General features: G+C 70.3%; 22 protein-coding genes. 11 read left to right on the top strand and 11 right to left on the bottom strand.

Annotation, left to right across the window (positions count from 1 at the left end; genetic code table 11):
* Positions 1-19 precede the first annotated feature (19 nt).
* A complete protein-coding gene (locus tag KLK06_RS55810) occupies positions 20-1,000 on the top strand; it encodes a D-glycerate dehydrogenase (protein ID WP_214644034.1) in 981 nt (326 codons plus the stop codon).
* Here the strand turns inward: KLK06_RS55810 and KLK06_RS55805 are convergent.
* Entirely contained in the window at positions 957-2,279 is a 1,323-nt protein-coding gene (locus KLK06_RS55805) for a HAMP domain-containing sensor histidine kinase (RefSeq protein ID WP_214644033.1), read from the bottom strand. The genes KLK06_RS55810 and KLK06_RS55805 overlap by 44 nt on opposite strands.
* A gap of 265 nt (positions 2,280-2,544) precedes the next feature.
* Here KLK06_RS55805 and KLK06_RS55800 point away from each other — a divergent pair, with 265 nt between their 5' ends.
* On the top strand, positions 2,545-3,534 hold the full coding sequence (locus tag KLK06_RS55800; RefSeq protein ID WP_214644032.1) for an NAD-dependent epimerase/dehydratase family protein: 990 nt from the start codon (positions 2,545-2,547) through the stop codon (positions 3,532-3,534).
* A gap of 50 nt (positions 3,535-3,584) precedes the next feature.
* Positions 3,585-4,991, top strand: coding sequence for a cytosine permease (locus KLK06_RS55795; RefSeq protein ID WP_214644031.1), 1,407 nt, complete (start codon positions 3,585-3,587; stop codon positions 4,989-4,991).
* Between the two features lie 4 nt (positions 4,992-4,995).
* Here the strand turns inward: KLK06_RS55795 and KLK06_RS55790 are convergent, their stop codons facing one another.
* A complete protein-coding gene (locus KLK06_RS55790; protein WP_214644030.1) occupies positions 4,996-6,765 on the bottom strand; it encodes an alkyl/aryl-sulfatase in 1,770 nt (589 codons plus the stop codon).
* A gap of 100 nt (positions 6,766-6,865) precedes the next feature.
* Here KLK06_RS55790 and KLK06_RS55785 point away from each other — a divergent pair, with 100 nt between their 5' ends.
* From KLK06_RS55785 to KLK06_RS55775, 3 genes are read left to right on the top strand one after another with little or no spacing between them, the layout of a single operon-like run.
* The gene (locus KLK06_RS55785; protein ID WP_214644029.1) at positions 6,866-7,495 is read left to right on the top strand and encodes an HAD family phosphatase; all 630 of its coding nucleotides are present in this window, start codon (positions 6,866-6,868) and stop codon (positions 7,493-7,495) included.
* Positions 7,492-7,965 carry a GNAT family N-acetyltransferase gene (locus tag KLK06_RS55780; RefSeq protein ID WP_214644028.1) on the top strand — a complete coding sequence of 158 codons (474 nt, stop codon included), beginning with the start codon at positions 7,492-7,494 and terminating at the stop codon, positions 7,963-7,965. The genes KLK06_RS55785 and KLK06_RS55780 overlap by 4 nt, the downstream gene beginning before the upstream one ends.
* Before the next feature lie 18 nt (positions 7,966-7,983).
* Positions 7,984-8,922: a ribose-phosphate pyrophosphokinase gene (locus tag KLK06_RS55775; RefSeq protein WP_214644027.1), complete on the top strand. Its 939-nt coding sequence runs from the start codon at positions 7,984-7,986 to the stop codon at positions 8,920-8,922.
* Here KLK06_RS55775 and KLK06_RS55770 read toward each other — a convergent pair.
* Positions 8,909-9,460, bottom strand: a complete 552-nt coding sequence (locus KLK06_RS55770; protein ID WP_214644026.1) for an SDR family NAD(P)-dependent oxidoreductase — start codon at positions 9,458-9,460, stop codon at positions 8,909-8,911. The genes KLK06_RS55775 and KLK06_RS55770 overlap by 14 nt on opposite strands.
* A gap of 14 nt (positions 9,461-9,474) precedes the next feature.
* Between KLK06_RS55770 and KLK06_RS55765 the strand changes: the two genes are divergently transcribed.
* Positions 9,475-10,251 carry an SDR family NAD(P)-dependent oxidoreductase gene (locus KLK06_RS55765; RefSeq protein WP_214644025.1) on the top strand — a complete coding sequence of 259 codons (777 nt, stop codon included), beginning with the start codon at positions 9,475-9,477 and terminating at the stop codon, positions 10,249-10,251.
* On the opposite strand, the gene KLK06_RS55760 is transcribed toward KLK06_RS55765, so the two are convergent.
* Positions 10,248-11,006 carry an SDR family oxidoreductase gene (locus KLK06_RS55760; protein WP_250907558.1) on the bottom strand — a complete coding sequence of 253 codons (759 nt, stop codon included), beginning with the start codon at positions 11,004-11,006 and terminating at the stop codon, positions 10,248-10,250. The two genes, KLK06_RS55765 and KLK06_RS55760, sit on opposite strands and share 4 nt — an antisense overlap.
* Positions 11,007-11,016: 10 nt before the next feature.
* Here KLK06_RS55760 and KLK06_RS55755 point away from each other — a divergent pair, with 10 nt between their 5' ends.
* Both KLK06_RS55755 and KLK06_RS55750 read left to right on the top strand, forming a co-directional pair.
* Complete coding sequence (locus tag KLK06_RS55755) at positions 11,017-11,745, top strand: nucleotidyltransferase domain-containing protein (RefSeq protein ID WP_250907557.1); 729 nt, start codon at positions 11,017-11,019, stop codon at positions 11,743-11,745.
* 95 nt (positions 11,746-11,840) lie between these two features.
* Positions 11,841-12,479, top strand: a complete 639-nt coding sequence (locus tag KLK06_RS55750; protein WP_214644024.1) for a maleylpyruvate isomerase N-terminal domain-containing protein — start codon at positions 11,841-11,843, stop codon at positions 12,477-12,479.
* Here KLK06_RS55750 and KLK06_RS55745 read toward each other — a convergent pair.
* Positions 12,476-13,048 carry a TetR/AcrR family transcriptional regulator gene (locus KLK06_RS55745; protein ID WP_214644023.1) on the bottom strand — a complete coding sequence of 191 codons (573 nt, stop codon included), beginning with the start codon at positions 13,046-13,048 and terminating at the stop codon, positions 12,476-12,478. The two genes, KLK06_RS55750 and KLK06_RS55745, sit on opposite strands and share 4 nt — an antisense overlap.
* 73 nt (positions 13,049-13,121) lie before the next feature.
* Here KLK06_RS55745 and KLK06_RS55740 point away from each other — a divergent pair, with 73 nt between their 5' ends.
* Both KLK06_RS55740 and KLK06_RS55735 read left to right on the top strand, forming a co-directional pair.
* Positions 13,122-14,300 (top strand): FAD-dependent monooxygenase, encoded by a 1,179-nt coding sequence (locus tag KLK06_RS55740; RefSeq protein WP_214644022.1) that lies wholly within the window; start codon positions 13,122-13,124, stop codon positions 14,298-14,300.
* Positions 14,301-14,367: 67 nt separating this feature from the next.
* Positions 14,368-15,192: an NAD(P)H-binding protein gene (locus KLK06_RS55735; RefSeq protein WP_214644021.1), complete on the top strand. Its 825-nt coding sequence runs from the start codon at positions 14,368-14,370 to the stop codon at positions 15,190-15,192.
* Between the two features lie 36 nt (positions 15,193-15,228).
* On the opposite strand, the gene KLK06_RS55730 is transcribed toward KLK06_RS55735, so the two are convergent.
* From KLK06_RS55730 to KLK06_RS55705, 6 genes are all read right to left on the bottom strand, one after another.
* Positions 15,229-16,233: an ABC transporter ATP-binding protein gene (locus KLK06_RS55730; RefSeq protein ID WP_214644020.1), complete on the bottom strand. Its 1,005-nt coding sequence runs from the start codon at positions 16,231-16,233 to the stop codon at positions 15,229-15,231.
* Positions 16,230-17,204 carry an ABC transporter ATP-binding protein gene (locus KLK06_RS55725; protein ID WP_214644019.1) on the bottom strand — a complete coding sequence of 325 codons (975 nt, stop codon included), beginning with the start codon at positions 17,202-17,204 and terminating at the stop codon, positions 16,230-16,232. The genes KLK06_RS55730 and KLK06_RS55725 overlap by 4 nt, the downstream gene beginning before the upstream one ends.
* Positions 17,201-18,085: an ABC transporter permease gene (locus KLK06_RS55720; RefSeq protein ID WP_214644018.1), complete on the bottom strand. Its 885-nt coding sequence runs from the start codon at positions 18,083-18,085 to the stop codon at positions 17,201-17,203. Before KLK06_RS55720 ends, KLK06_RS55725 begins: the two co-directional genes overlap by 4 nt.
* Positions 18,082-19,134: an ABC transporter permease gene (locus tag KLK06_RS55715; protein WP_214644017.1), complete on the bottom strand. Its 1,053-nt coding sequence runs from the start codon at positions 19,132-19,134 to the stop codon at positions 18,082-18,084. The genes KLK06_RS55720 and KLK06_RS55715 overlap by 4 nt, the downstream gene beginning before the upstream one ends.
* Complete coding sequence (locus KLK06_RS55710) at positions 19,131-20,942, bottom strand: ABC transporter substrate-binding protein (RefSeq protein WP_214644016.1); 1,812 nt, start codon at positions 20,940-20,942, stop codon at positions 19,131-19,133. Before KLK06_RS55710 ends, KLK06_RS55715 begins: the two co-directional genes overlap by 4 nt.
* Before the next feature lie 118 nt (positions 20,943-21,060).
* Positions 21,061-22,689: an ABC-F family ATP-binding cassette domain-containing protein gene (locus KLK06_RS55705; RefSeq protein ID WP_214644015.1), complete on the bottom strand. Its 1,629-nt coding sequence runs from the start codon at positions 22,687-22,689 to the stop codon at positions 21,061-21,063.
* Positions 22,690-22,703 lie beyond the last annotated feature (14 nt).

Here is a 22,703-nt window from a genome sequence, read left to right as displayed (position 1 = left end):
TCCGTAGGGAGGAGAGTCGATGATCTACGTGACCCGCACCTTGACCGACGCCGCCATGGAGCTCGTACGCTCACTCGGCCATCCCGTGGTGGCCGGCGAGGAGGACCCGCCCGACCGGGCCACGCTCCTGAGCCGGGCCGCGGGCGCGGAGGCGGTCGTGTGCACGCTCACCGAGCGCATCGACGCCGAGTTCCTCGACGCGGCGGGCCCGGCGCTGCGGATCGTCGCCAACACCGCGGTCGGCTACGACAACATCGACGTGGCGGCGGCCACCGAGCGCGGGATCCAGGTCACCAACACCCCGGGCGTGCTCGACGGCGCCACCGCCGACCTGACGATGGCGCTGATCCTGGCCGCCGCGCGCCGCGTGCTCGACGGCGACCGGCTGCTGCGGGACCGTACTCCATGGATCTGGGGGCCGCGCATGCTGCTCGGCCTGGACCTCAGTGCCGGGACGACGCTCGGCGTCGTCGGCTACGGCCGCATCGGGCGGGCCGTCGCCCGCCGCGCCCGCGCCTTCGACATGGAGATCCTGGCCACGCCCACCTCCTCGCCGCTGTCGGACGACGAGCGGCGGGGTGTCGAGTTCGTCGAGCTCCCCGGGCTGCTGGAGCGTGCCGACGTGGTCACCCTGCACTGCCCGCTCACCCCGGCCACCCGTCACCTCATCGACGCCGCTGCCCTGCGCCGCATGAAGCGCACCGCGATCCTGGTCAACACCGCTCGTGGCGGCATCGTGGACGAGGAGGCGCTGGTGGCGGCGCTGCGGTCGGGGACGATCGGGGCGGCGGCCCTCGACGTGTTCGAGGGCGAGCCGGCGGTGAACCCGGCGCTGGTCGAGCTCGGCAACACCGTGCTAACCCCGCACATCGGCAGCGCGGGCACGGCGACCCGCGAGCGGATGTGCGGCCTGTCGGTGTCGAACGTGGCGGCCGTCCTGGACGGGCGCGAACCGCTCACGCCGGTGAATAGCCTTCCACGTACAGCGGGAGGCGGGTGACGAACTGGGCGCCGGGGGAGTGGTCGCTGATCGTCAGGGTCCCCTGGTGCGCCAGGGCGATCTCCCGCGACAGGGCCAGGCCGAGGCCGCTGCCGTCCTTGTCCTTGGCCCGGGCTTCGGGCAGGCGGGTGAAGCGCTCGAAGACGCAGTCCCGATACTCCGGCGCGATGCCCGGTCCGTCGTCCGTGACCTTGATGATGACGGCCTTGTCCCATTCGTCCACTGCCACCTGGAGGTAGATCTTGGCGCTCGCGTGCCTGGTGGCGTTGTCGAGCAGGTTGGTCAGCAGCCGGTCAAGCTGCAGGGGAGAGCCCAGGACGGGGGCCGTGCCCGGCGCGTCGGTGACGATGCTGACGGCGCCTCCCGCGCGGCGCCGCTCCTGTTCCTCCGCCAGGCGGCAGGTGTCGACGACGTACCGGTCGGTGACCGCGCCCGCGTCCAGCCGGGCCAGCATCAGGAGCTCGTCGATGATGTGGGTCAGGCGGTCGGCGGACATCAGGGCCCTGGCGCCTGTCGAGGGCCAGTCCGTGTCGTCCGGGTAGGCGGTGGCGACCTCCAGTTGGGTGCGCAGCGCGGTGATGGGGCTGCGGAGCTCGTGTGAGGCGTCGGCCACGAAGCGGCGTTGCGTCTCGGCGGAACGTTCCAACCGCTCGAGGGTGTGGTTGGTGGTCGCGGCCAACTGAGTGATCTCGTCCCCGTTGTCGGGTACGGGAACCCGGCGGCTCAGGTCGTGCCCGGTGATCTCGGCCAGTTCGGTCCGGATGCGCTCGACCGGGCTCAGGGCCTGGCCGACCACGGTCCAGGTGATGCTCCCGACGATGACCAGCACCAAAGGGATGCCGAGGAAGATCACGGCATAGAGCCACCCCAGCGCTCGGTCGACATCGCCCAGCGACGCCGCGCCGTACACCGTCACCTTGCCGTATGGCGTCTGCGACTCCATGGCCATGATCAGGTACTTTTCATCGGGCTCTATGACCTCGGGGTCGCCGGTGAGCCGGCCTTCGGTGGCGTAGATCGTTTCCGGCTTGGCCAGCTGAATGTCCGTGATGGGCGGCTTGCCCCGCAGGTTGTGGCTGGCCGCCAGAACGGTGCCCTCGCGGGAGACCACCTGAAGGAGGTGGACGCGGGGCGACGTGGGCAGCATGCTGCGCAGCTGGGTCGTCCGGGCGTCGCTCGCGACCCGCCGTACGTCCAGCTCAACCCTGTTCTGCACGGCGCCGCGGAGGCTGCTGGGCAGCGTGGCCAGCGTGATGACCGCCGTCGAGGTGAGTACCACGGCCGCGATCAGACTCGCAAGTACGGTCAAACGCGCCCGGATCGAGCGAGGATAGATCCTTTTCACTAACCAATGTCTCCCTATATCACTGCCTGTAATCCCATACCCATTCATGACGCTTAAACCGCTATTGGGTCCTACCTGCTGATATATCTACCTTTGCAGCGCTAAGGAGTAGCGGAGAGTGACAAGATTCTGCTTTCGGCGATTCCGCTTTCAGCGTGCACGGCTACCGGGCGGTCGCCATGGGCGGCAGGGTGTGGGCATGAGGCTTCTGGTGCTGGGCGGGACGGAGTTCGTGGGGCGGGCCTTCGTCGACGAGGCGCTCGCCTCCGGCTGGGACGTGACCGTGTTCAACCGGGGCACGCATGCCCCGGCACCCGCGGTGACGGCGCTGCGGGGCGATCGGGCGGAGCCGGGCGGGCTGGCCGCGCTCGGCACCGGTGAGTGGGACGTCGTGGTCGACACCTGGTCGTGGGCGCCGTCCGCCGTACGCGACACGGCGGCGCTGCTGGCCGGGCGGGCGGGACACTACGTCTATGTGTCCAGCCGGTCCGTCTACACCTATCCGACGGCGGCCGGTGCCGGTGAGGACGCTCCAATGGTGGAGGCGTCGGCCGATGACGGCGGCGAGGTGGGTTACGCGCGGTTCAAGGCCGGTGGCGAGCTGGCCGCGGTGGCGGCGTTCGGTGAGCGGGCGCTGCTGGCTCGGGCGGGGCTGATTCTGGGGCCCTACGAGAACATCGGGCGGCTGCCGTGGTGGTTGAGCAGGATCGCGCGGGGCGGGCCGGTGCTCGCGCCGGGGCCCGCCGGGCTGCCCCTGCAGTACGTGGACGCGCGCGACCTGGCCCAGTGGTGTCTTGAGGCGGCCGGCGACGGGCTCGGCGGGGCGTACAACGTGGTGAGCCCGTCGGGGTTCGCCACCATGGAGGAGTTGCTGGAGGCCTGCGTCCGCGTGACCGGGTCCGGGGCCGAGCTGCGGTGGGTGGAGCCGGAGGCGATCCTGGCGGCCGGTGTGGCGCCGTGGACCGATCTGCCGATCTGGCTGCAGGGCGAGGACCACGACAGCATGCACCGGGGTGACGTGTCGAAGGCGGTGGCGGCGGGGCTGCGGATCCGGCCGGTGGCGGAGACGGTGGCCGACACGTGGGCCTGGCTGCGGGGCATCGGCGGCCGGGCGCCCATGCGTACCGACCGGCCGCCCGTCGGCCTGGACCCGAAGGTGGAGGCCACCCTGCTGGAGCTCGGCGGCTGATCCGGCGTTCGCTCTGGGGCAGGCGAGGTCGCCGGGTGTAATGTCCGATCATGGACACGATGACCGTTGAGCAGAACGGCATCAACGCCGTTCCGGCCGCCGAGCGGCATGGTAAGCCCGCGGACCTGTTCTGGCCGTGGGCCGGATCCAACCTCTCCCTCTTCGGCGTCGCCTTCGGTGTCTACATCGTCGGGCTGGGCCTGGGGGTCTTCCCGGCGATCATCACCGGGGCGCTCGGTTACGCGCTGTCGTTCGGGCTGGTCGGGCTGGTCGCGATCGCGGGCACCCGGTCGGGGGTGCCGACGATGACGCTCGGCCGCGCCCCCTTCGGCTACCAGGGCAACAAGCTGCCGGCCGTCCTGTCCTACATCTCGAACGTCGGCTGGGAGATCGTGCTCGTCACGCTGTCGGCCCAGGGCGGCGCGGCGATCCTGAACCGGGTGGCGCCCGGCATTCCCGGCACGACCGCCGTGGCGGTCTGCTTCGCGGTCGCCGCGCTGGTCGTGATCGTGGTCGGGGTGTACGGCCACGCGTTGATCATGGTGGTGCAGCGGTACCTGACGTACGCGTTCGTCGTGCTGACCGTCGTGTACATGATCCTGATGGCCCCGAGGCTCGGCACCACACTGGACACCACCGCCGGGCCCGGCGCCTGGGTGGGCTCGGTCATCTTCGCGATGACGCTGCTCGGCCTGGGCTGGGTCAACTGCGGCGCCGACTACTCGCGCTACCTGCCCGCCGGCTCCAAGCCGTCGTCGGTGGCCCTGTGGACGGCGGTGGGCGGGGCGGTGCCGCCCATGGTGCTGCTCGTCTTCGGCGTGCTGCTGGCCGGCGGCGACCCCAAGCTGGCCGAGGCCGCGGGCGCGGATCCGGTCGGGGCGCTGGCGAGCGCCCTGCCGACCTGGTTCCTGCTGCCGTACCTGCTGACCGCCATCGGCGGGTTCCTGGCCGGGGCGATCATGGACATCTACTCGTCGGGGCTGTCCATGCTGGCGCTGGGGGTGCCGATCAAGCGGCACTACGCGGTGCTCGTCGACGGCGCGCTGATGGTGCTCGGCGGCTACTACCTGCTGTTCGTCTCCGCCAGCTTCCTGGCGACCTTCCAGGCGTTCCTGGCGATCATCGGGGTGGTGATGGCCGCCTGGGTGGCCGTCTTCCTCGTCGACATGTGGCGGTGGCGCGCGGGCGGCCGGTCCTACGACGAGCGGCTGCTGCGCCCCGGCGCGCCCGCCCTGAACTGGCCCGGGGTGATCTCGCTGGTTGTGGCCTCGATCGTGGGCATCGGGCTCATCACCTCCCTGGACCCGAACATCGCCCGCGTGGTGGGCTTCCTGATGAGCGACCAGATGAAGGCGGGCACGTTCGGGGCGGCCAACATCGGCGTGGTGGTCGCGCTGGTGCTCGCCGGGATCCTCTACTACGTGATCTCGGGCCTCGCGCCCCGCCGTAGCGGCTGACCACCTAGGCGGTCACGATGGCGAAGTCGGGCATCGGGTGGTCGAGCACGGCCACCAGCCGCCGCAGCACCCCGATGTCGCCCTCCCGTTCGACCCGTTCGACCCCCCGGCCGGCCAGCAGGCCGAGCAGTTGTGCCTTGGTCAGCCGCAGCGTCAGGTCGACCGGCCCGTCAGGCGGGTCGGCCCGCTGGATGAGCGCGCCGTTCGACAGCGTGATCCGATACCTCTCGCCCAGATCGGTCAGGTGCCAGTCGATGGACAGGCTCTCGTTCCAGGCCCGCGGCCCGTCGACGCGGAGGGCGATCGAGTCGAGGATCTGGTCCACCCCGAGCGCGTCGACCAGGCCGGGCGCGGCCCGCTCCGTGGCGGCCGGCACGACGCCGTCGCTCAGCTCCAGCGCGCCCGTCAGGTAGACGTTGCGCCAGGTGCCGTTCTCCGCGGCGTGCCCGAGCCGGGTGTACACCTCGGCGAGCAGGTCACGGGCCTCCTTGTTGCCCTCGTCGGCGAAGACCGCGTGGTTGAGCAGTTGCGCGGCGAAGCGCAGGTCGTGCTCCTTGAGGTAGCCCCTGGCGAGGGCGACGACGGCTTTCCCGCCGCCGAGGCACTCCACGTAGCGGATCGCGCTCTCCCTCGGCGGGTGCTCCCACAGGTGCGCGGGATTGCCGTCGAACCAGCCCAGATAGCGCTGGTAGATGGCCTTGACGTTGTGGCCGACCGGGCCGTGGTAGCCGTGCGTGTGCCAGACCTGCTCAAGCCCGGGCGGCACCCGCATGGCCTCGGCGATCTCCGCTCCGGTCAGGCCCTTGTTCATCAGCCGCAGGGTCTGGTCGTGCAGGTAGGCGTACAGGTCGCGCTGCTGCGACAGGTAGCCGGCGATCTCCGGGCCGCCCCAGATGGGCCAGTGGTGCGAGGCGAAGGCGACGTCGAACTCCCCCGCGAACAGCGTGACGATCTCGTCGAGCTGCCGGGCCAGCTCCCTGGCGTCTCGCAGGGGCAGGAGGTTGTGCGGGTTACGGGTGGCGTTCTCGCCCAGGCACAGGGCCCGGTGGCCGGGCAGGTACAGGGCCAGCTCCGGTGGCGCCTCGGCGAGCTGGAAGATGATGCGTACCCCGTCGACCGTCTCCTCCTGTCCCGTGCGTTCGACGTGGATCGTGGGGGTTATGAGAGAGATCGTCCCTGGCTTGCCCAGGGCCGTGCCGATCTGGCCGTCCGGTGACCGTTCGAGGGCCTGACCGTACAGGTAGACGGACCGGCGGGCCGTGGCGGACCAGGCGTGGAGGTGGTCGCGGGCCACGCTCCGCAGGAACCCCGCGGGCGCCAGGACCGGCACGCCGCCGCCCGTGACGCCGCGTACGCCGCCGAAGTGGTCGACGTGCGGATGCGTGTAGATCACGCCGGTCACCGGCCGGGCGCCGCGATGGGCTCGGTAGAGGCGCAGCGCCGCGGCCGCGCACTCGGTGGAGATGAGCGGATCGATGATGATGACGCCGGTCTCGCCCTCGACGATCGTCATGTTCGACAGATCGAAGCCGCGTACCTGGTACACGCCGTCCGTCACCTCGTACAGCCCTTGCCGGGCGGACAGCCGCGCCTGCCGCCACAGGCTGGGATGCGCGCTGCCGGGACACTCCTGGTCCAGGAAGGCGTTGGAGTCACCGTCCCAGATGACCTTGCTGTCGGCGGAGCTGACCACCGCCGGGCTGAACTTCGCGACGAAACCACGGTCCGCCGCCGCCTCGAAGTCACCGTGATCGTGGAGTGGAAGGTCCGCCATGACGGGGCCCATTCCCGGAAACCGGTCAACGCATATCCTCGATAATGGGCAATCCCGACAAAGACCGCAGTAGCTACAGGGGGGTTTCGTGGAAGCGTGCGTGTTCGATCTCGACGGGGTGCTCGTCGACTCCGAGCCGGTCTGGGAGGAGGTACGACGGGCGTTCGTCGCCGATCACGGCGGCACCTGGCAGGAGGACACCCAGTCCAGGCTCATGGGCATGAGCACCCAGGAGTGGGCCGCCTACCTGCACGAGCTCGGCGTGGCGCTGCCTCCCGACGAGATCGCCCGCGGCGTGGTGGACCAGATGGCCGAGCGCTACCGGCACGGCGTACCCCTCATGAAGGGGGCGCCCGAGGCGGTGCGGCGCCTGGCGGACGAGCTCACGCTGGGTCTGGCCAGCTCCTCGCCGCGCGCGCTGATCGAGGTGGTCCTGGACGCGGCCGGGTTCCGTGACCGCTTCGCCGTCACCGTCTCCACCGAGGAGGTGCCGCGCGGCAAGCCCGCCCCCGACGGCTACCTGGAGGCGAGCGCCCAGTTGGGCGTCGATCCGCGCGAGTGTGTGGCGGTGGAGGATTCGAGCAACGGCCTGCGCTCGGCGCACGCGGCCGGGATGCGGGTGATCGCCGTCCCCCATCCCCGCTATCCGCCCGCTCCCGACGCGCTGGCCCTCGCCTGGCGGGTCGTGCCCGACCTCGACTCTCTCACCGTGGCGGCGATGAACCGATGATCAGGCTCAGAACCCCCGCCGACCTCGACGCGTGCGTAAGGGCCCTGGCCGAGGTCCAGGCCGCCGACCGTTATCCCGTGGACTGGCCCGACGATCCGCACGGCTGGCTGACCCCCGGCGACCTGCTCCGCGCCTGGGTCGCCACGGACGAGGAAGGGGTCATCGTCGGCCATGTCGGGCTCGCTCAGGTCGAGGCGCGGGTGGCCGAGCTGCTCGGCACGCCCGTCCGCGCGTCCGTGACCCGCCTGTTCGTCACGCCGCCCGCCCGGCGCGGCGGACTCGCCGCCCGCCTGCTCGACACCGCCCACGCCGCCGAGGGCGGGCGCCTCACGCTGGAGGTCTCCGACGAGGGCCGGGCGGCCATCGCCGCCTACGAGAGGTACGGCTGGCGGCGCGTCGCCAGCTCACGGGCCCGATGGCACAACTCGGCCGGTCAACCCGCCCTGGTGCACCACTACCTGAGCCCGTGAAGCTATCCTTTCGGAATCGTGCGAGACATCACGGTATTCAGCGGCAGTGCCCACCCCGATCTGGCTGAGGAGATCTGCTCCCACCTGGGCACCCCGCTCCACCCGGTCAAGGTCAACCGCTTCGCCAACGACGTGCTGGAGGTCCAGCTCCAGGCCAACTGCAGGGAACGCGACGTCTTCATCATCCAGCCGCTGGTGCCGCCCGTACAGGAGAACCTGGTCGAGCTGCTGCTCATGCTCGACGCCGCCCGCGGGGCGTCCGCCGCCAGGACGACCGTGGTGATGCCGCATTATGCCTACGCCCGGAGTGACAAAAAAGATGCGCCGCGCATCTCCATGGGCGCCAGGCTGGTGGCGGACCTGATGGCGACGGCGGGCGCCGGGCGGGTGCTGACGATGACGCTGCACTCGCCGCAGGTGCACGGCTTCTTCAGCGTGCCGGTCGACCACCTGCACGCGCTGCGCGAGCTGGCCGCCCATTTCCGCCAGTACGACCTGTCCAACACCGTCGTCGTCTCCCCCGACCTGGGCAACGCCAAGGAGGCCTCGCACTTCGCCCGGCTGCTCGGTGCCGATGTGGCGATGGGCGCCAAGCAACGCTTCAGCGACGACCGGGTGGTGATCAGCTCGGTCATCGGCGAGGTCGAGGGCAAGGACGTGATCGTCCTGGACGACGAGATCGCCAGGGGCACGACCGTCATCGAGCTGCTCGACCGGCTGCGCGAGCGTGGCGTCAACTCCGTACGCATCGCGTGCACGCACGGGCTGTTCGCCGCCGGCTCGATCGAGCGGCTGAGCTCGCTGCCCGAGGTCGAGGAGATCGTCTGCACCAACACCGTGCCCGTGCCCAAGCCCACGGACAAGCTCACGGTCCTGTCGATCGCCCCGGCGCTGGCCGAGGCGATGCGGCGAATCCACGACGGCGAGTCGGTGAGCGCGCTGTTCAGCCCGCCGTGACGCCGTAGCGGCCCAGTTCGTGGGCCGCCGACATGGTGAAGTTCTCCTGGGCCGCCTTCGCCGCGCCGTACGAGACCTCGGTCGGGAAGCCGTCGGGGCCGCCGGACGTGAGTCCGATGATGCGGCCCCAGCCCGCTCGGCGTTCGATGTGGCGCCGGGCGAACTCGGCGATCAGCAGCGTCGCGGCGCGTACGTCCACGGCGAACTGCCGGTCGTAACTCTCCGCGTCCACCGGCCCCAGCGCCCGCTCGGCCAGGTCGAACAGCGTTCGCGGCGTCTCGGGGTCGGTCAGGTCGGCCTCGGCCGCCTCCGCCGTGCCGCCAGCCTCGCGGATGCGCCGTACGACGTCGTCGGCCCCCGCGCCCCGCGACCTGTAGTACTCCTCCGGATAGGCCGGATGGCGCACCGGCGCCAGCCGCTTGTACGTCAGGAACACGGCGACCCCCTGCGCGGCCAGGGCGACCGCGGTGGCGGCGCCGATGCCCTGGTTGGCCCCGGTCACCAGAGCCACCCTTCCTCGCAATTGTGGATCGATCACGACATGCTCCTCGGATGGTTGATACGAAACTCACGGGTCAGACCGTGCTCGTCACCGGCGCGAGCGGCGGAATCGGCGCGGCGATCGCCCGGGCCTTCTCGGCCGAGGGGGCGCGGGTGGCGGTGCACTACTTCAGCGAGAAATCCGCTCCCCCGGGCGTCACCTGGGAGCACATCACCCCCGCCGCGGACGTCGCCGAGGCGCTGGCCGCCGAGCTCCGTGACGCGGTGGCCGTACCCGCCGACCTACGCGAACCGGACGCGGCGCGGCACCTGCTCGACGAGGTCGAGCGGCGGCTGGGACCGGTCGACGTTCTGGTGAACAACGCCGCGCACTGCGAGGCCCCGGACTCGTTCGGCTCCCTCACCGCCGATGGCCTGCGCCGCCACTACGAGGTCAACGCGATCGCCCCCGCCCTGCTCGTGTCCGAACTGGCCAGGCGGCAGCGGGACGGCCGCCGGCCGTGCGTGGTGAACGTCTCCACGGACGCCGCCCGCGCCTTCCCCGGCCAGATCGGGTACGGGACGTCCAAGGCGGCGCTGGAGGCCCTTACCCGGGCCGCCGCACTCGATCTCGGCAAAGCCGGCATCCGCGTCAACGCGGTGGCTCCCGGCCCCGTGCAGACCGGTTGGATGGACGCCGAGACGTACGCGCGGGTCGGCGAGATCGTGCCGCTGGGCCGCGTGGGCGAGCCGGCCGACATCGCCGACGCCGTCGTGTTCCTCGCCTCGCACCAGGCACGGTGGATCACCGGTCAAGTCCTCCAGGTGGCGGGGGGCCACGCGCTCTAGGCGAAGCCGCCGTTGCTCATCAGCAGTTGACCGTTGATCCACTGTCCCTGGGGTGAGCAGAGGAAGTCGACGAGGTGGGCGGTGTCCTGGGGCGTGCCGAGGCGGTTGTGCGGGGTCTGGCGGATGAGGCTCTCCCGCGTCTCGTCCGACATCCAGCCGGTGTCCACCGGGCCGGGGTTGACGACGTTGGCGCTGACGCCGAGGTGGGCCAGCTCGCGGGCGGCGGCCAGGATGATGCGGTCCAGGGCGGCCTTGCTCGCGCCGTAGGGCAGGTTGCCGACGGTGTGGTCGCTGGTGAGGCCGATGATCCGGCCGGTGCCGCGGGTGCCCGTGAAGCGGCGCCCGTACTCGCGGACCAGCAGCCAGGTGGCGCGCGCGTTGACGGCGAAGTGCCGGTCGAAGCTCGCGACGGTGGTGTCGAGCAGGCTCGAGTCGACCGACTCGCAGTGGCACATCACCAGGGCGGTGACGTTGCCCAGCCGGCGTTCGGCCTCGTCGAAGATCCGTGCGGGGGTGTCGACGTGCGCCAGGTCCGCCTCGATCGCCGCGCCGCGCCCGGCCAGGGACTTGCCGATCGCGTCGGCCGCCTCGGGCTCGGCGCCCCAGGCCATGCGTTCGTCGTACGGCGTCCAGTAGGTGTAGGCGATGTCCCAGCCCGAGGCCGCCAACTGGCGGGCGATCCCCGCGCCGATGCCGACGGTGCGGCCCACGCCGGTGACCAGGGCCACTTTTCCGTTGGATCTCGTGTCGACCATAGTGGCCATCATGCACGGGCCCACCGATCTTCTGCTAACTCGTTTCCTCGACGACCTCAGGCCGGCCGTACCCCTCGTCGCCTTGTGGGCGCACGGGTCGCTCGCGGCGGGCGACTACCAGCCGGGCAAGAGCGATCTCGATCTCATCGCGGTGGTCGAGACGGACGTCACCGAGGAGCAGCGGCGGCGGCTCGCCAAGCTGCACGAGAAGCTCGATCTGCCGCTCGTCGAGCACCTGCACTGCTCCTACATGCCCAGGCACCGGCTGTCCGACTTCGCGACCGAGCATGTGACCTGGGCACATCAGGAGCTGTACGAGCGGCCGGTCACGCCGGTGACCCGCCGCGAGCTGCACGCGGGCGCTCTCGAGCTGTACGGCGAGCCGCCCGCGGGACTGCTGCCGCCGGTGTCGGACCAGGAGCTGAGCGAGTTCGTCCGGACCGATCTCCGGGACTTCTGGCTGGACAAGACGCGCGGGCGGAAGCGCTGGCTGCAGGACGTCTGGGTGGATCTCGGGATGATCACCGTCGCCAGAGCCACGGTCACGCTGCGGGACGGGCGGCTGATCACCAAGCGGGAGGCCCTGGACGTGCTGGCCGAGCTGGGCGCGCCCATGAACGTGGTGGCGGACATCCGAGCCCGCAGGTACGACATGCCGCGGCCGTTCCTGAGCCGGTTCAGGCGCGGGACGCTGGCCCGGGTCTTCATCAGGGCGGCGATCAAGCGCGCCCTGGACTGACACCCACCTCCCCCTCGGAGGCACCCGCTCACCCTGATCCCGCGCGGGATAGTGTGGGCCGGGTCATATCACCAGAACCCGGGGAAGGGCGGCACATGGGGGAGATCAGAGAGTCCTATCTGGTCGCCGCGGAGTCCGCGGTGGCGCTGCTGCGCGAGCCCGCTGTGGCCGCTTCGTGGGAGAAGCCGAGCGCGCTGAACGAGTTCAGCGTCGCGGGGCTGGCCGCGCACCTGGCCCACCAGCTCGTCCGGGTGGACAACCTGCTCAACGACGGCGAGCGGCCCGGCGAGCCGGTCCCGCTGATCGAGCACTACACCAGATCGCCGTGGGTGCAGGCGGGTCTCGACCACGAGAGCAACGTGGGCATCAGGCGGGCCGGTGAGGCGGCCGCCGCCGACGGCCCGGCGGCGCTGGCCACCAAAGCCGGCGAGCTGTTCGACCGGCAGCGGGCCGAGCTGCCCGCGCAGGCCCGCGACAAGGTGGTGCACCTGCCGTGGTCGGGCTGGTCCCTGCGATTCGACGACTTCCTGCTCACCCGCCTGATCGAGCTGGTCGTGCACTCCGACGACCTGGCCGCCAGCGTGGGCGTGGAGACCCCCAAGCTGCCGGCCTCGGTCATCGATCCGGTCGTCGAGCTGCTGGCGCGGCTGGCCGTACACCGTCATGGCGCGACGGCGGTGATCCGCACGCTGAGCCGGGCCGAGCGGGCGCCCGCCACGATCAGCGCCTTCTAACCCGAGTTCTGGACCATGCGCAGGGCCGCGACCACCTCGCGGCCCGATAGCGCGCTGTCCGGGTCGACCAGCCACTGCGACAGGAACCCCGTCAGCATGGCCTGGTAGAACGTGCCGACCAGCCGCGCCCGCTCCGGGTCGGCCGCCGGGTCGATGCCGTCGAACAGCTCCGCGAGCCCGATGCGTCCCTCTTGGATGCCGGCCACGAGCTGCTGCCGGATGTCCGGCGTGTGATCGATCTGGCCCAGCAGCTCGAACTGGGTGACCCAGAGCGGCCGCAGCCGGTCGAACGACTCGATCACCCGGTCCCACGCCGCCTCGAAGCGTTGGAGAGGCGTCGCGTCGGCCTTGACGTCGGCGGTCAGCGTCGCCGCCAGGTCATCGCCCCACTCGCGCATCACCTCGAACAGCACCTCGTTCATCAGCGCTTCCTTCGATCTGAAGTGATAGCCGATGCCCGCCAGACTCACGCCGGAGGCGGTGGCGATGTCGCGCGCCGTCGTGCGCGAGTAGCCCTTCTCGATCAGGCAGCGCTTGGCCCCGGCCAGCAGATCTTCCCGGTTTCCCATGCCAGGAGTCTAACACAACCGTCTTAGAAATTAGTCCTAGACAAGCGTCTGAGACGTGTGTACCTTTCAGGGCATGACGAACATCCTGATCTCCGGCGCGAGCATCGCCGGCACCGCGACGGCTTACTGGCTGCGGCAGCACGGCTTCACCCCGACCGTGGTGGAGCGGGCGCCCTCACTCCGCGAGGGCGGCTACAAGGTCGACATCCGCGGCGTGGCACTCGACGTGATCGAGCGGATGGGCCTCCTCGACGCGGTCCGCGCGAAGAGCACCGACATGCGGATCGCGACGCACTACGACGCCAAGGGCCGGCGGATCGCGGAGATGGACGCCGACCTGTTCGGCGGGCGCGAGGGCACCGACGCCGAGATCATGCGCGGCGACCTCAACGAGCTCCTGTACGACCTGACCCGCGACGACGTCGAGTACATCTTCGACGACTCGATCACCGGCATCTCCGAGGACGGCACGGTGACCTTCGAGCGGTCGGCGCCGCGGCGGTTCGACCTGGTCGTCGGGGCCGACGGGGTGCACTCCAACACCCGCCGGCTGGCCTTCGGCGACGAGTCGGCGTTCGTCCGCGACCTCGGCTACTACATCTCGATCTGTACGGTCCCCAACCGCCTGGGCCTCGACCGCGAGGAGGCGGTCCACGCCGCCCCCGGCCGGACCGCGAACGTCTACAGCACGCGGCAGGACTCCAATGCCAAGGCGCTGTTCATGTGGTCGTCGCAGCCGCTCGCCTATGACCACCGCGACCTCGCCCAGCAGAAGGAACTGCTGGCCCAGGCCATGGCCGGGGTCGAGTGGGAGGTGCCCGAGTTGCTCGAAGCCGTACGCGGGTCGACGGACTTCTACTTCGACTCCGTCAGCCAGATCCACATGGACCGCTGGTCGACGGACCGGGTCGTGCTGGTCGGCGACGCCGCCTACTGCGCCTCACCGGCCTCGGGTCAGGGCACGAGCCTGGCCCTGGTGGGGGCGTACGTGCTGGCCGGTGAGCTGGCGTCCGGCGGCGGCGGCGTCGACGGCTACGAGCGGGAGATGCGGGGGTTCGTGGACGTCAACCAGAAGCTGGGCCCGGCCAATGTCAAGGGCATGGTGCTGCCGTCGCGCGCGGTCATCTGGTTCCAGACCAGGATGATCAGGCTGCTCCCCCACCTGCCCGGCCGCGACCGGATGATCGACCGCATCGCCGGGCCCATGGCCCGCGCCGCGACGGCCATCACACTGAAGAATTACATGGAATAAAGCATTCCGTTCTGGTAGAGTGAGAACCGAACGTTCCGTTCCGCATAAATGCCAGAAGGAGCCTGTCATGACGATCCTCGTCACCGGTGCCACCGGGACCGTCGGCCGCCTCATCGTCGACGAGCTCGCCCGGAACGGGCACCAGGTGCGTGCCCTGACCCGCGACCCGGCCAAGGCCGGCCTGCCCGAGGGTGTGGAGGTCGTCGCCGGGGACCTGGCCGTGCCGGACAGCCTCATGACCGCCTTCGAGGGCGTCGAGGCCGTGCATCTCATCAACTTCGCGGGCGACGACTACGCGCCGCTGAAGACCGGCGAGCAGCTCGTGGCGCTGGCCGCCAAGTCGGGCGTGCGCAAGGTCACCGTCCTGGGCGGGCGCGCCGACGGCCCGCTGGAGCAGGCCCTGGCCGCCAGTGAGCTGGAGTGGACGCTGCTGGCGCCGGTCGAGTTCATGTCCAACACGCTGCAATGGTGGGCTCAGACGATCAAGGCCGAAGGGGTCATCAGGGAGCCGTTCGGCGGCCGGCTCAGCGCCATGGTGCACGAGCGCGACATCGCCGCCGTGGCGGCCACCGTGCTGACGGGCGACGGCCACGCGGGCAGGACGTACACGCTGACCGGGCCCCAGGCCATCACCACCACGGAGAAGGTGCGCATCCTCAGCGAGGCCGTCGGCCAGGAGATCCGCTTCGTCGAGCTCTCCGAGGACGAGGCCCGCGCCAAGTGGCGCGCCGACGGCATGGGGCCGGAGACGATCGAGTTCCTCATCGGCGCGCTCGGCGACACCCCCGAGATCGGCTACACGGTGGTCCCGGCCGTCGAGCAGGTCACCGGCCGGGCACCGCGTTCCTTCGCCCAGTGGGCCGCCGAGCACGCCGCGGCGTTCAAGCGCTGAGCGCCGGGCAGCTCAAGCGGCTCCGCGCAGCTCAGCTCAAGCGCTGAGCTCCGCGTAGTGGCAGGCCGCCTGCGCCGCCGCGGTGGCGGGCAGGATGTCGAGCAGCTCCGACCGGCACTTGGCGTCCACGCCCGCCTCGGCCGCCTTGCCGGAGGCGAGCACCTGGCAGCGGGCGTGGAAGCGGCAGCCGCCCGGGATCCGCGTCGGGTCCGGCGGCTCGCCGGTCAGCACGATCCGCTCGGGCGACTCCGGCAGCACCGACAGCAGGGCCTGCGTGTACGGGTGCCGGGGAGCGGTCAGCACCTGCTCGACCGGGCCCGACTCGACGATCCTGCCGAGGTACATGACCGCGACCCGGTCAGCGATGTTCCAGGCCAGGCCGAGGTCGTGGGTGACGACCAGCGCCGACAGGCCCAGGTCCGCGCGGAGCTTGAGCAGCAGCGCGAGGATCTCGCCCCGCACCGAGGCGTCGAGCGAGGCCACCGGCTCGTCGGCGACCAGCACCTTGGGGTTCAGGGCCAGCGCCCCGGCGATGACCACCCGCTGGCGCTGCCCGCCCGACAGCTCGTGCGGATAGCGCAGGAAGAACCGCTCAGGAGGCCGCAGCCCGGCTCTGGACAGCGCCTCGGCCACGATCTCCCGCTCGCCGGACAGGCCGTGGATGCGCGGGCCCTCGGCGACCGCCTCGTAGACGGTGTGCCGTGGGTTCAGCGAGCCCATCGGGTCCTGAAGGACGAGCTGGACGATCTTCCGGTACGCCTTGAGCGCCTTGGAGCGGTAGTCCAGCGCCGTCCCGTCGTACACGACGGAGCCCGAGGTAGGACGTTCCAGGCCCATCAGCGTGCGCGCCAGCGTGGTCTTGCCGCAGCCGGACTCGCCGACGAGCGCCACGATCTCGCCCGCGCCGATCGACAGGTTCACCCCGTCGACCGCACGGGCCCGCCGCCCGCGCGAGGGGAACTCCACGTGCAGGTCACGGGCCTCCAGCAGGGTGTGGTGCGCCGTGTCGACGGTGTCCGAGGACGTCTCCGTCTCGATCATGAGGCCTCCTCCTTCGCCCGTACGTGCACGCAGGCGGCGGTACGTCTGTCGCCCGCGGGCCAGAGCCCGACATCGAGGGTCGCGCACTCCTCCAGCGCCACCGGGCAGCGCGGATGGAACGAGCAGCCGGTGGGCAGGTCCATCGGGTCCGGCGGATCGCCGCCGAGACCCTTGGGCGCCAGCCGCGACACCGGGTCGCCGACCGTGGGGAAGGCCGCCGCCAGTGCCCGCGTGTAGGGGTGTTTCGCCTCGTGGAACACCTCGCGCGACGGGCCGTTCTCCACGACACGGCCGGCGTACATGACCGCGAGCTGGTCGCAGACGTCGGCGAGCACCGAGAGGTCGTGCGAGATCATGACCAGCGAGATGCTCTGCTCGGCGATCAGTTCCTTGATCAAGGTCAGTACCTGGGCCTGGACCATCACATCGAGCGCGGTCGTCGGCTCGTCGGCGATGATCAGCCGCGGCGAGCAGGCCAGCGCCATCGCGATCATCACGCGCTGCCGCTGGCCGCCGGAGAGCTCGTGCGGGTAGCTGCGGGCTCGCCAGGTGGGCATCCCGACCTGCTCCAGCAGCTCCGCCACGCGCTTGCGGGCCTGCCGCGGGTCGGCCTGGCCGTGGACGAACAGGGGCTCGGCGATCTGGTCACCGATCCGTTGCACCGGGTTGAGGCCGTGCTGGGCGCCCTGGAAGACGATCGACGCCTCCGCCCAGCGGACCGCACGCAGCCGGCCCCACTTCATCGCGAGCACGTCGTCGCCGTCGAGCAGGATCCGGCCCCCGACGCGGGCGTCCCGTGGCAGCAGCCGCAGCAGTGCCATGGCCAGCGTCGACTTGCCGGATCCTGACTCGCCCGCGACACCGAGCGCGGCACCCGAGTCCAGCTTCAGCGACACTCCGCGCACGGCGGGCACCTCGCCCGAGGCGATCCGGTACGTCACCGACAGGTCGTCGAGTTCGAGCAAGCTCATGCGCCCGCCTTCCTGAGTCGCGGGTTGAGCACGGCCTCCAGCGCGCGCCCCACCAGCGTGAACGCCATGACGACGGCGAGGATGCACAGGCCGGGGATGAGGATGTACCACCACGCGCCTTTGGTGGGGGCACCGAAGTCGTAGGACGCGCGCAGCATCGTGCCCCAGGAGGTCTTGTTCGAGCTGACGCCGAGGAAGGCCAGCGTGGACTCCGTGACGATCGCGCTGGCCACCTCCAGTGTGGTGCTCGCGAGCAGCAGCGGCGCCACGTTCGGCAGCACGTGCTTGGTCGTGATGTGCCAGTGCCCGCCGCCGAGCGCCTTGGACCGCTCGATGTACGGCCTGGCCTCGACGCTCAGTGTCTGCGCCCTGATCAGCCGCGCGGTCGACGGCCAGGTCGTGACCCCGATCGCCATGATGATCGTCAAGGTGCTACCGCCCAGGATGGCCGCCAGCACCAGGGCCGTGATCAACGAGGGCAGCACCAGGAACCAGTCGGTGACCCGCATGAGCACGGCGCCGATCCAGCCGCGGAAGTGGCCGGCGGCGATGCCGACGACCATGCCGATCACGATGCTCAGCAGGGCGGCGAGGAAGCCGATGAGCAGTGACGTACGCGAGCCCCACCAGACCATCAGCAGGATGGAGCGGCCGGACTCGTCGGTGCCGAACGGATGGTCCAGGCTCGGCGCCGCCCACGGCTTGCCTGTGGCGCGCACCACGCTGGTCACGCTGTCGTCGATGAACAGCGGCGCGACCAGCGCGAGCACCACGGCGACGACGAGCAGCACCAGCCCGGCCATTCCGGCCCGCTCCTGACGGAAGCTCCCCCAGAAGCGGCTGAACGCCAGTCGTCTGCGGGACGTGGCCACCGAGCTCATGCCGACCTCACTCTCGGGTCGATGATGTGGTAGACCACGTCGGCCAGCGTGTTCATGAGGATCACCGACACGGTGATCAGCATGAACGTGCCCTGCATGAGGGTGAAGTCAGGCACTCTGATCGCCTCGTAGAACAACTGCCCGAGCCCGGGCCAGCTGTAGATGGTCTCCACGGTGACCGCGCCGCCGACCACGAAGCCGATGCGCATGAAGACCAGGGTCACCGTGGGCAGCAGCGCGTTGGGGACCGCGTGACGGCGCCGGACCTCCTCGTCGCGCAGGCCCTTGGCGCGGGCCACGTTCACGTAGTCCTGGCCGACCTCCTCCAGCAGCGACGACCGCATGACCAGCAGATATTGGGCGTAGACCACGGCCACCAGGGTCAGGCACGGCAGCACCATGTGGTTGGCCACGTCGAGCACGTAAGCGAAGCCGTCGGGCGCGTCCACGCTCTCGATGCCCCGGGTCGGGAAGAGGCCGGGAATCGGCCCGATCCCGACGCCGAACACCATGAGCAGGAGCAGCCCCAGCCAGAACGTCGGCATGGACCACAGCACCAGCGAGACGCCCGTGGAGACCCGGTCGAAGCGGCTGCCGCGCTGCCATCCGGCCCGCGCGCCCTGCCAGATCCCCAGGCTGACCGCGATGACCAGACCCCCGCCCGCGAGCAGCAGCGTCGCGGGGAATCGCTCGCCGATGAGCTCGAGGACCGGTCGCTTGTACTCGTACGACGTGCCGAGGTCGAAGTGGAGCGTCTTGCCGACGAAGTCGAAGAACTGGTCGATCAGCGACTTGTCCAGGCCGAGCCGGTGCCGTTCCAGGGCGAGCTGCGTCGGGGTCATGTTGCGGCCCTGCGCGAGGTTGCGCACGGGGTCGCCGGGCAGCAGCCGGAACACGAAGAACGTTCCGACGATCACCATGGCGATGCTGAACAACGCCCCGCCGACCTTCGACAGCGCGTACTTCAGCGTGCCGCGGTAGGCGGGGCGGTCGTCACCAGAGCCCGCCGCCTGGACGGCGGGCTCTGCCGCTTCGAGCGGAGTTGTCATTCGCGCTCGTCGGCGACGCTCTTACGCCGCCGGGTCAGGAAGAACGCGGCGAGGCCGATGACCACGACACCGCCGACCACGCCGGCGATGAGGCCGGTGTTGGAGCCGCCGTCGGCGGCGGACCCCGCGGTGGCGGTGGCCTTGACGTCCATGGCGTAGAACGGATAGCCGCTGCTGCCGCCGTAGATCAGGCCCTTGTCCTCGGGGACCGGGGTGATGCTGGTGATCCGGTCCTTGCGGTAGCCCTCAAGGTCGTTCGGGTAGTAGATGGCGATCACCGGAGCGTCGGTGTAGAGGCGCTCCTGCATCTTCTTGATGATCTCGACGCGCTTGGGCCGGTCGAGCTCCTTGAGCTGCTCCTGGTAGAGCTTCTCGAAGGTCGGGTCGCAGTAGAACGACTCGGTGCCGCCGCCCTCGCCCGTCGCGGTGGGCCTGCGGCTGCACAGGTGCGTGGCCAGGACCTCTTCGGGGTCGGGGTTGACCGACCAGCCGCTGATCGCGATGTCGAACAGCCCCGTGACGCCCGTCTCCTCACCGAACTTGCTGGAGTCGAGCTTCACCGTGGTCAGCGTGACGCCGATCTCCTTGAAGAAGCCCGTCAGGTATTCGGCGAGCTTGTCCTCGATCGGGGTGTCGGTGTGGATGCTGAAGCGGAACTCCAGCTTCTTCTTGCCGTCGGGCATCGTACGGACGCCGTCGGCGCCCTTCTTGTAACCCGCGTCGTCGAGGATCTTGTTGGCCTTGGCGACGTCGTAGGTGATCTTCTGGTCGCCCGTGGCCTCCCAGAAGAATTCCTTGTACAACGGCGGGATGATCGAGCCGTCGGCGGGCTTGGCCAGGCCGCCCTGCACCTCGTCGGCCAGCTTCTGCTTGTCGATCGCGTAGTGCAGTGCGGTGCGCACCTTCGGGTCCTGCAGCGCGGGGTGACCGTCGCCGACGGGCTTGTTGTCCGTGGTGGTGGCGCCGTGGTTGATCTCCAGGTACGCGGCGCGGCGGCCCTGCGTGTTCCACTGCTCGATGTTGGGGTCGCCCTTGATCGACTCGAAGTCCGGCGGCGTCATGCGGCCGATCAGGTCGACGTCACCCTTCTTCAGGCCCGCGATGGCGGCCTGCGGGTTGTCGTAGAAGATGAACTGCAGTTCGTCGATCTTGGGCTTGCCCAGCCAGTAGTTGGGGTTGGCCTTGAGCTTGACGTACTGGTCCTTCTTGTGCTCGACCGCGATGTACGGCCCGCTCCCCACGGCCGGGTAGACGTCGGCCTCGTACTTGGCGATGTCGGTGACCTTCTCCCAGACATGCTTGGGCATGATCGGGATCGGGTTCTCCAGCATGGACGCCTGCGGAGCCTTGGTCTTGATGACCAGGTCCTGGCCGTTGGCCGTGACGCTCTCGAAGTTCTCGACGGCCGGGCCGTTGGCGGTCTTGGCCGCCTCGTCGGTCATGACCTTGTTGAACGTCCAGGCCGCGTCCTCGGCCGTGATCGGCTGACCGTCGGACCACTTGGCGCTGCGGATCTTGAACGTCCACGTGAGCCCGTCGGGCGCGGTCGTCCACGACTCGGCCAGGTCCGGGCTGGGCTTCAGCGTCTTGGGGTCGGGCACGGTCAGGAAGCTGTAGATCTCACGCTGGACCGCCGACGAGACCAGCCTGACCGCCAGGAAGGGGTTCATCGAGTCAATCGACTGTGTCGCGCCGATGCGGACGATCTTCTTCCCCGCTGCCGGTTCCGCAGCTTGGGCCGCCTGGCCCTGACCTGCAACTAATACCGCTACGCCCAGCAGAGCCAGGCGTGCGAACCATTTCCTCATTGTGCCTCACCTTCAGGCGGGGGTTTCCTGTGTAGAGAAAGGCACACCATACGAACACTGCGTGTCAACGAGTGCCGGAAAATTGTTTCACCTTCGTTTCCTTGGGCGGTGTAAATTTTCAGGCGAGCTCAAGGACCGTCCCGTCGCTCACACTCAGGCGGCGATCGACGTGAACGGCGTCGAGCATCCGCCGGTCGTGGGTGACCAGCAGCAGCGTGCCCGGGTAGCTCGACAGGGCCGACTCCAGTTGCTCGATCGCGGGAAGATCGAGATGGTTCGTCGGTTCGTCAAGCACCAGCAGATTAACGCCTCTGGCCTGCAACAAGGCCAGTGCCGCGCGGGTACGCTCGCCGGGCGACAGCGTGTCGGCGGCCCGCAGCACGTGCGCGGCCCGCAGCCCGAACTTCGCCAGCAGCGTCCGCACCTCGGCGGGCGGCAGCTCCGGCGTCTGCGCGACGAACGCGTCGAGCAGCGGTTCCTCGCCCTCGAACAGCCCTCTGACCTGGTCCACCTCGCCGACCACCACGCCGGGGCCGAGCGTGGCGTGCCCCTCGTCGAGCGGGGTGCGCCCGAGCAGCGCGGCCAGCAACGTCGTCTTGCCCGCGCCGTTGGACCCGGTGATCGCCACCCGCTCGGCCCAGCCGATCTCCAGATCGACCGGCCCGAGCGTGAACGCGCCCCGCCTGACCACCGCGCCGCGCAGCGTGGCCACCACCGCGCCGGAACGGGGCGCGGCGGCGATCTCCATCCGCAGCTCCCACTCCTTGCGCGGCTCCTCGACCACCTCGAGGCGCTCAATGAGCTTCTCCGACTGGCGGGCCTTGCCGGCCTGCTTCTCTGTTGTCTCTATGCGGGTGTTGCGGCCGATCTTGTCGTTGTCGGTCGCCTTGCGCCGGGCGTTCCTGACGCCCTTTTCCATCCAGGACCGCTGCGTCCTGGCCCGGGACTCCAACTGGGCGCGGGTGTCGGCGTACTCCTCGAACCGCTCGCGGGCATGCCTCCTGGCCACCTCGCGCTCGTCCAGATAGGCCTGGTAGCCGCCCCCGTACAGCCGGATCTGCTGCTGGGCCAGGTCGAGCTCCAGCACCTTGGTGACGGTCCTGGCCAGGAACTCACGGTCGTGACTGACCACCACCGTGCCGGCCCTCAGGCCGTGGACGAAGCCCTCCAGCCGGTCGAGCCCGTCAAGGTCGAGGTCGTTGGTCGGCTCGTCGAGCAGGAACAGGTCATAGCGGCTGAGCAGCAGCGAGGCCAGCCCCGCGCGGGCCGCCTGGCCACCGGACAGCGAGGTCATGGGCTGCTCCAGGTCCACCGGCAGCCCGATCTCCGCCGCCCGCTCCTCCAGATCGGCGCCGCCGAGCGCGAGCCAGCGCTCCAGTGCGACGCTGTAGTCGTCGTCGGCGCCCGGCCGCTCGTCGACCAGGCCCTGGGTGGCCTCGTCGAGCTCCCGCTGCGCCCGCTCGACGCCGGTGCGCCTGGCCAGGAACCGCCCGACCGTCTCGCCGGGGCGGCGCTCCGGCTCCTGCGGCAGATGGCCGACCGTGGCCGTGGCCGGGCTGAGGCGTACCGAACCCTCCTCGGGCCGGTCGAGCCCGGCCAGCAGGCGCAGCAGCGTGGACTTGCCCGCGCCGTTGGCCCCCACGAGCCCGATGACGTCGCCGGGGGCCACCACCAGGTCGAGGCCCGAGAACAGGACCCGCTCGCCGTGCCCCGCCGCGAGGTCCTTCACCACCATCGTCGCGCTCATGTAAGCCGATGCTA

Origin of the sequence: Nonomuraea sp. NEAU-A123, assembly GCF_018603905.1 — a bacterium.
Taxonomy (GTDB): Bacteria; Actinomycetota; Actinomycetes; order Streptosporangiales; family Streptosporangiaceae; genus Nonomuraea.
The sequence above is the reverse complement of the archived record's forward strand: the minus strand, read 5'-3'. Positions and strand labels throughout refer to the sequence as shown.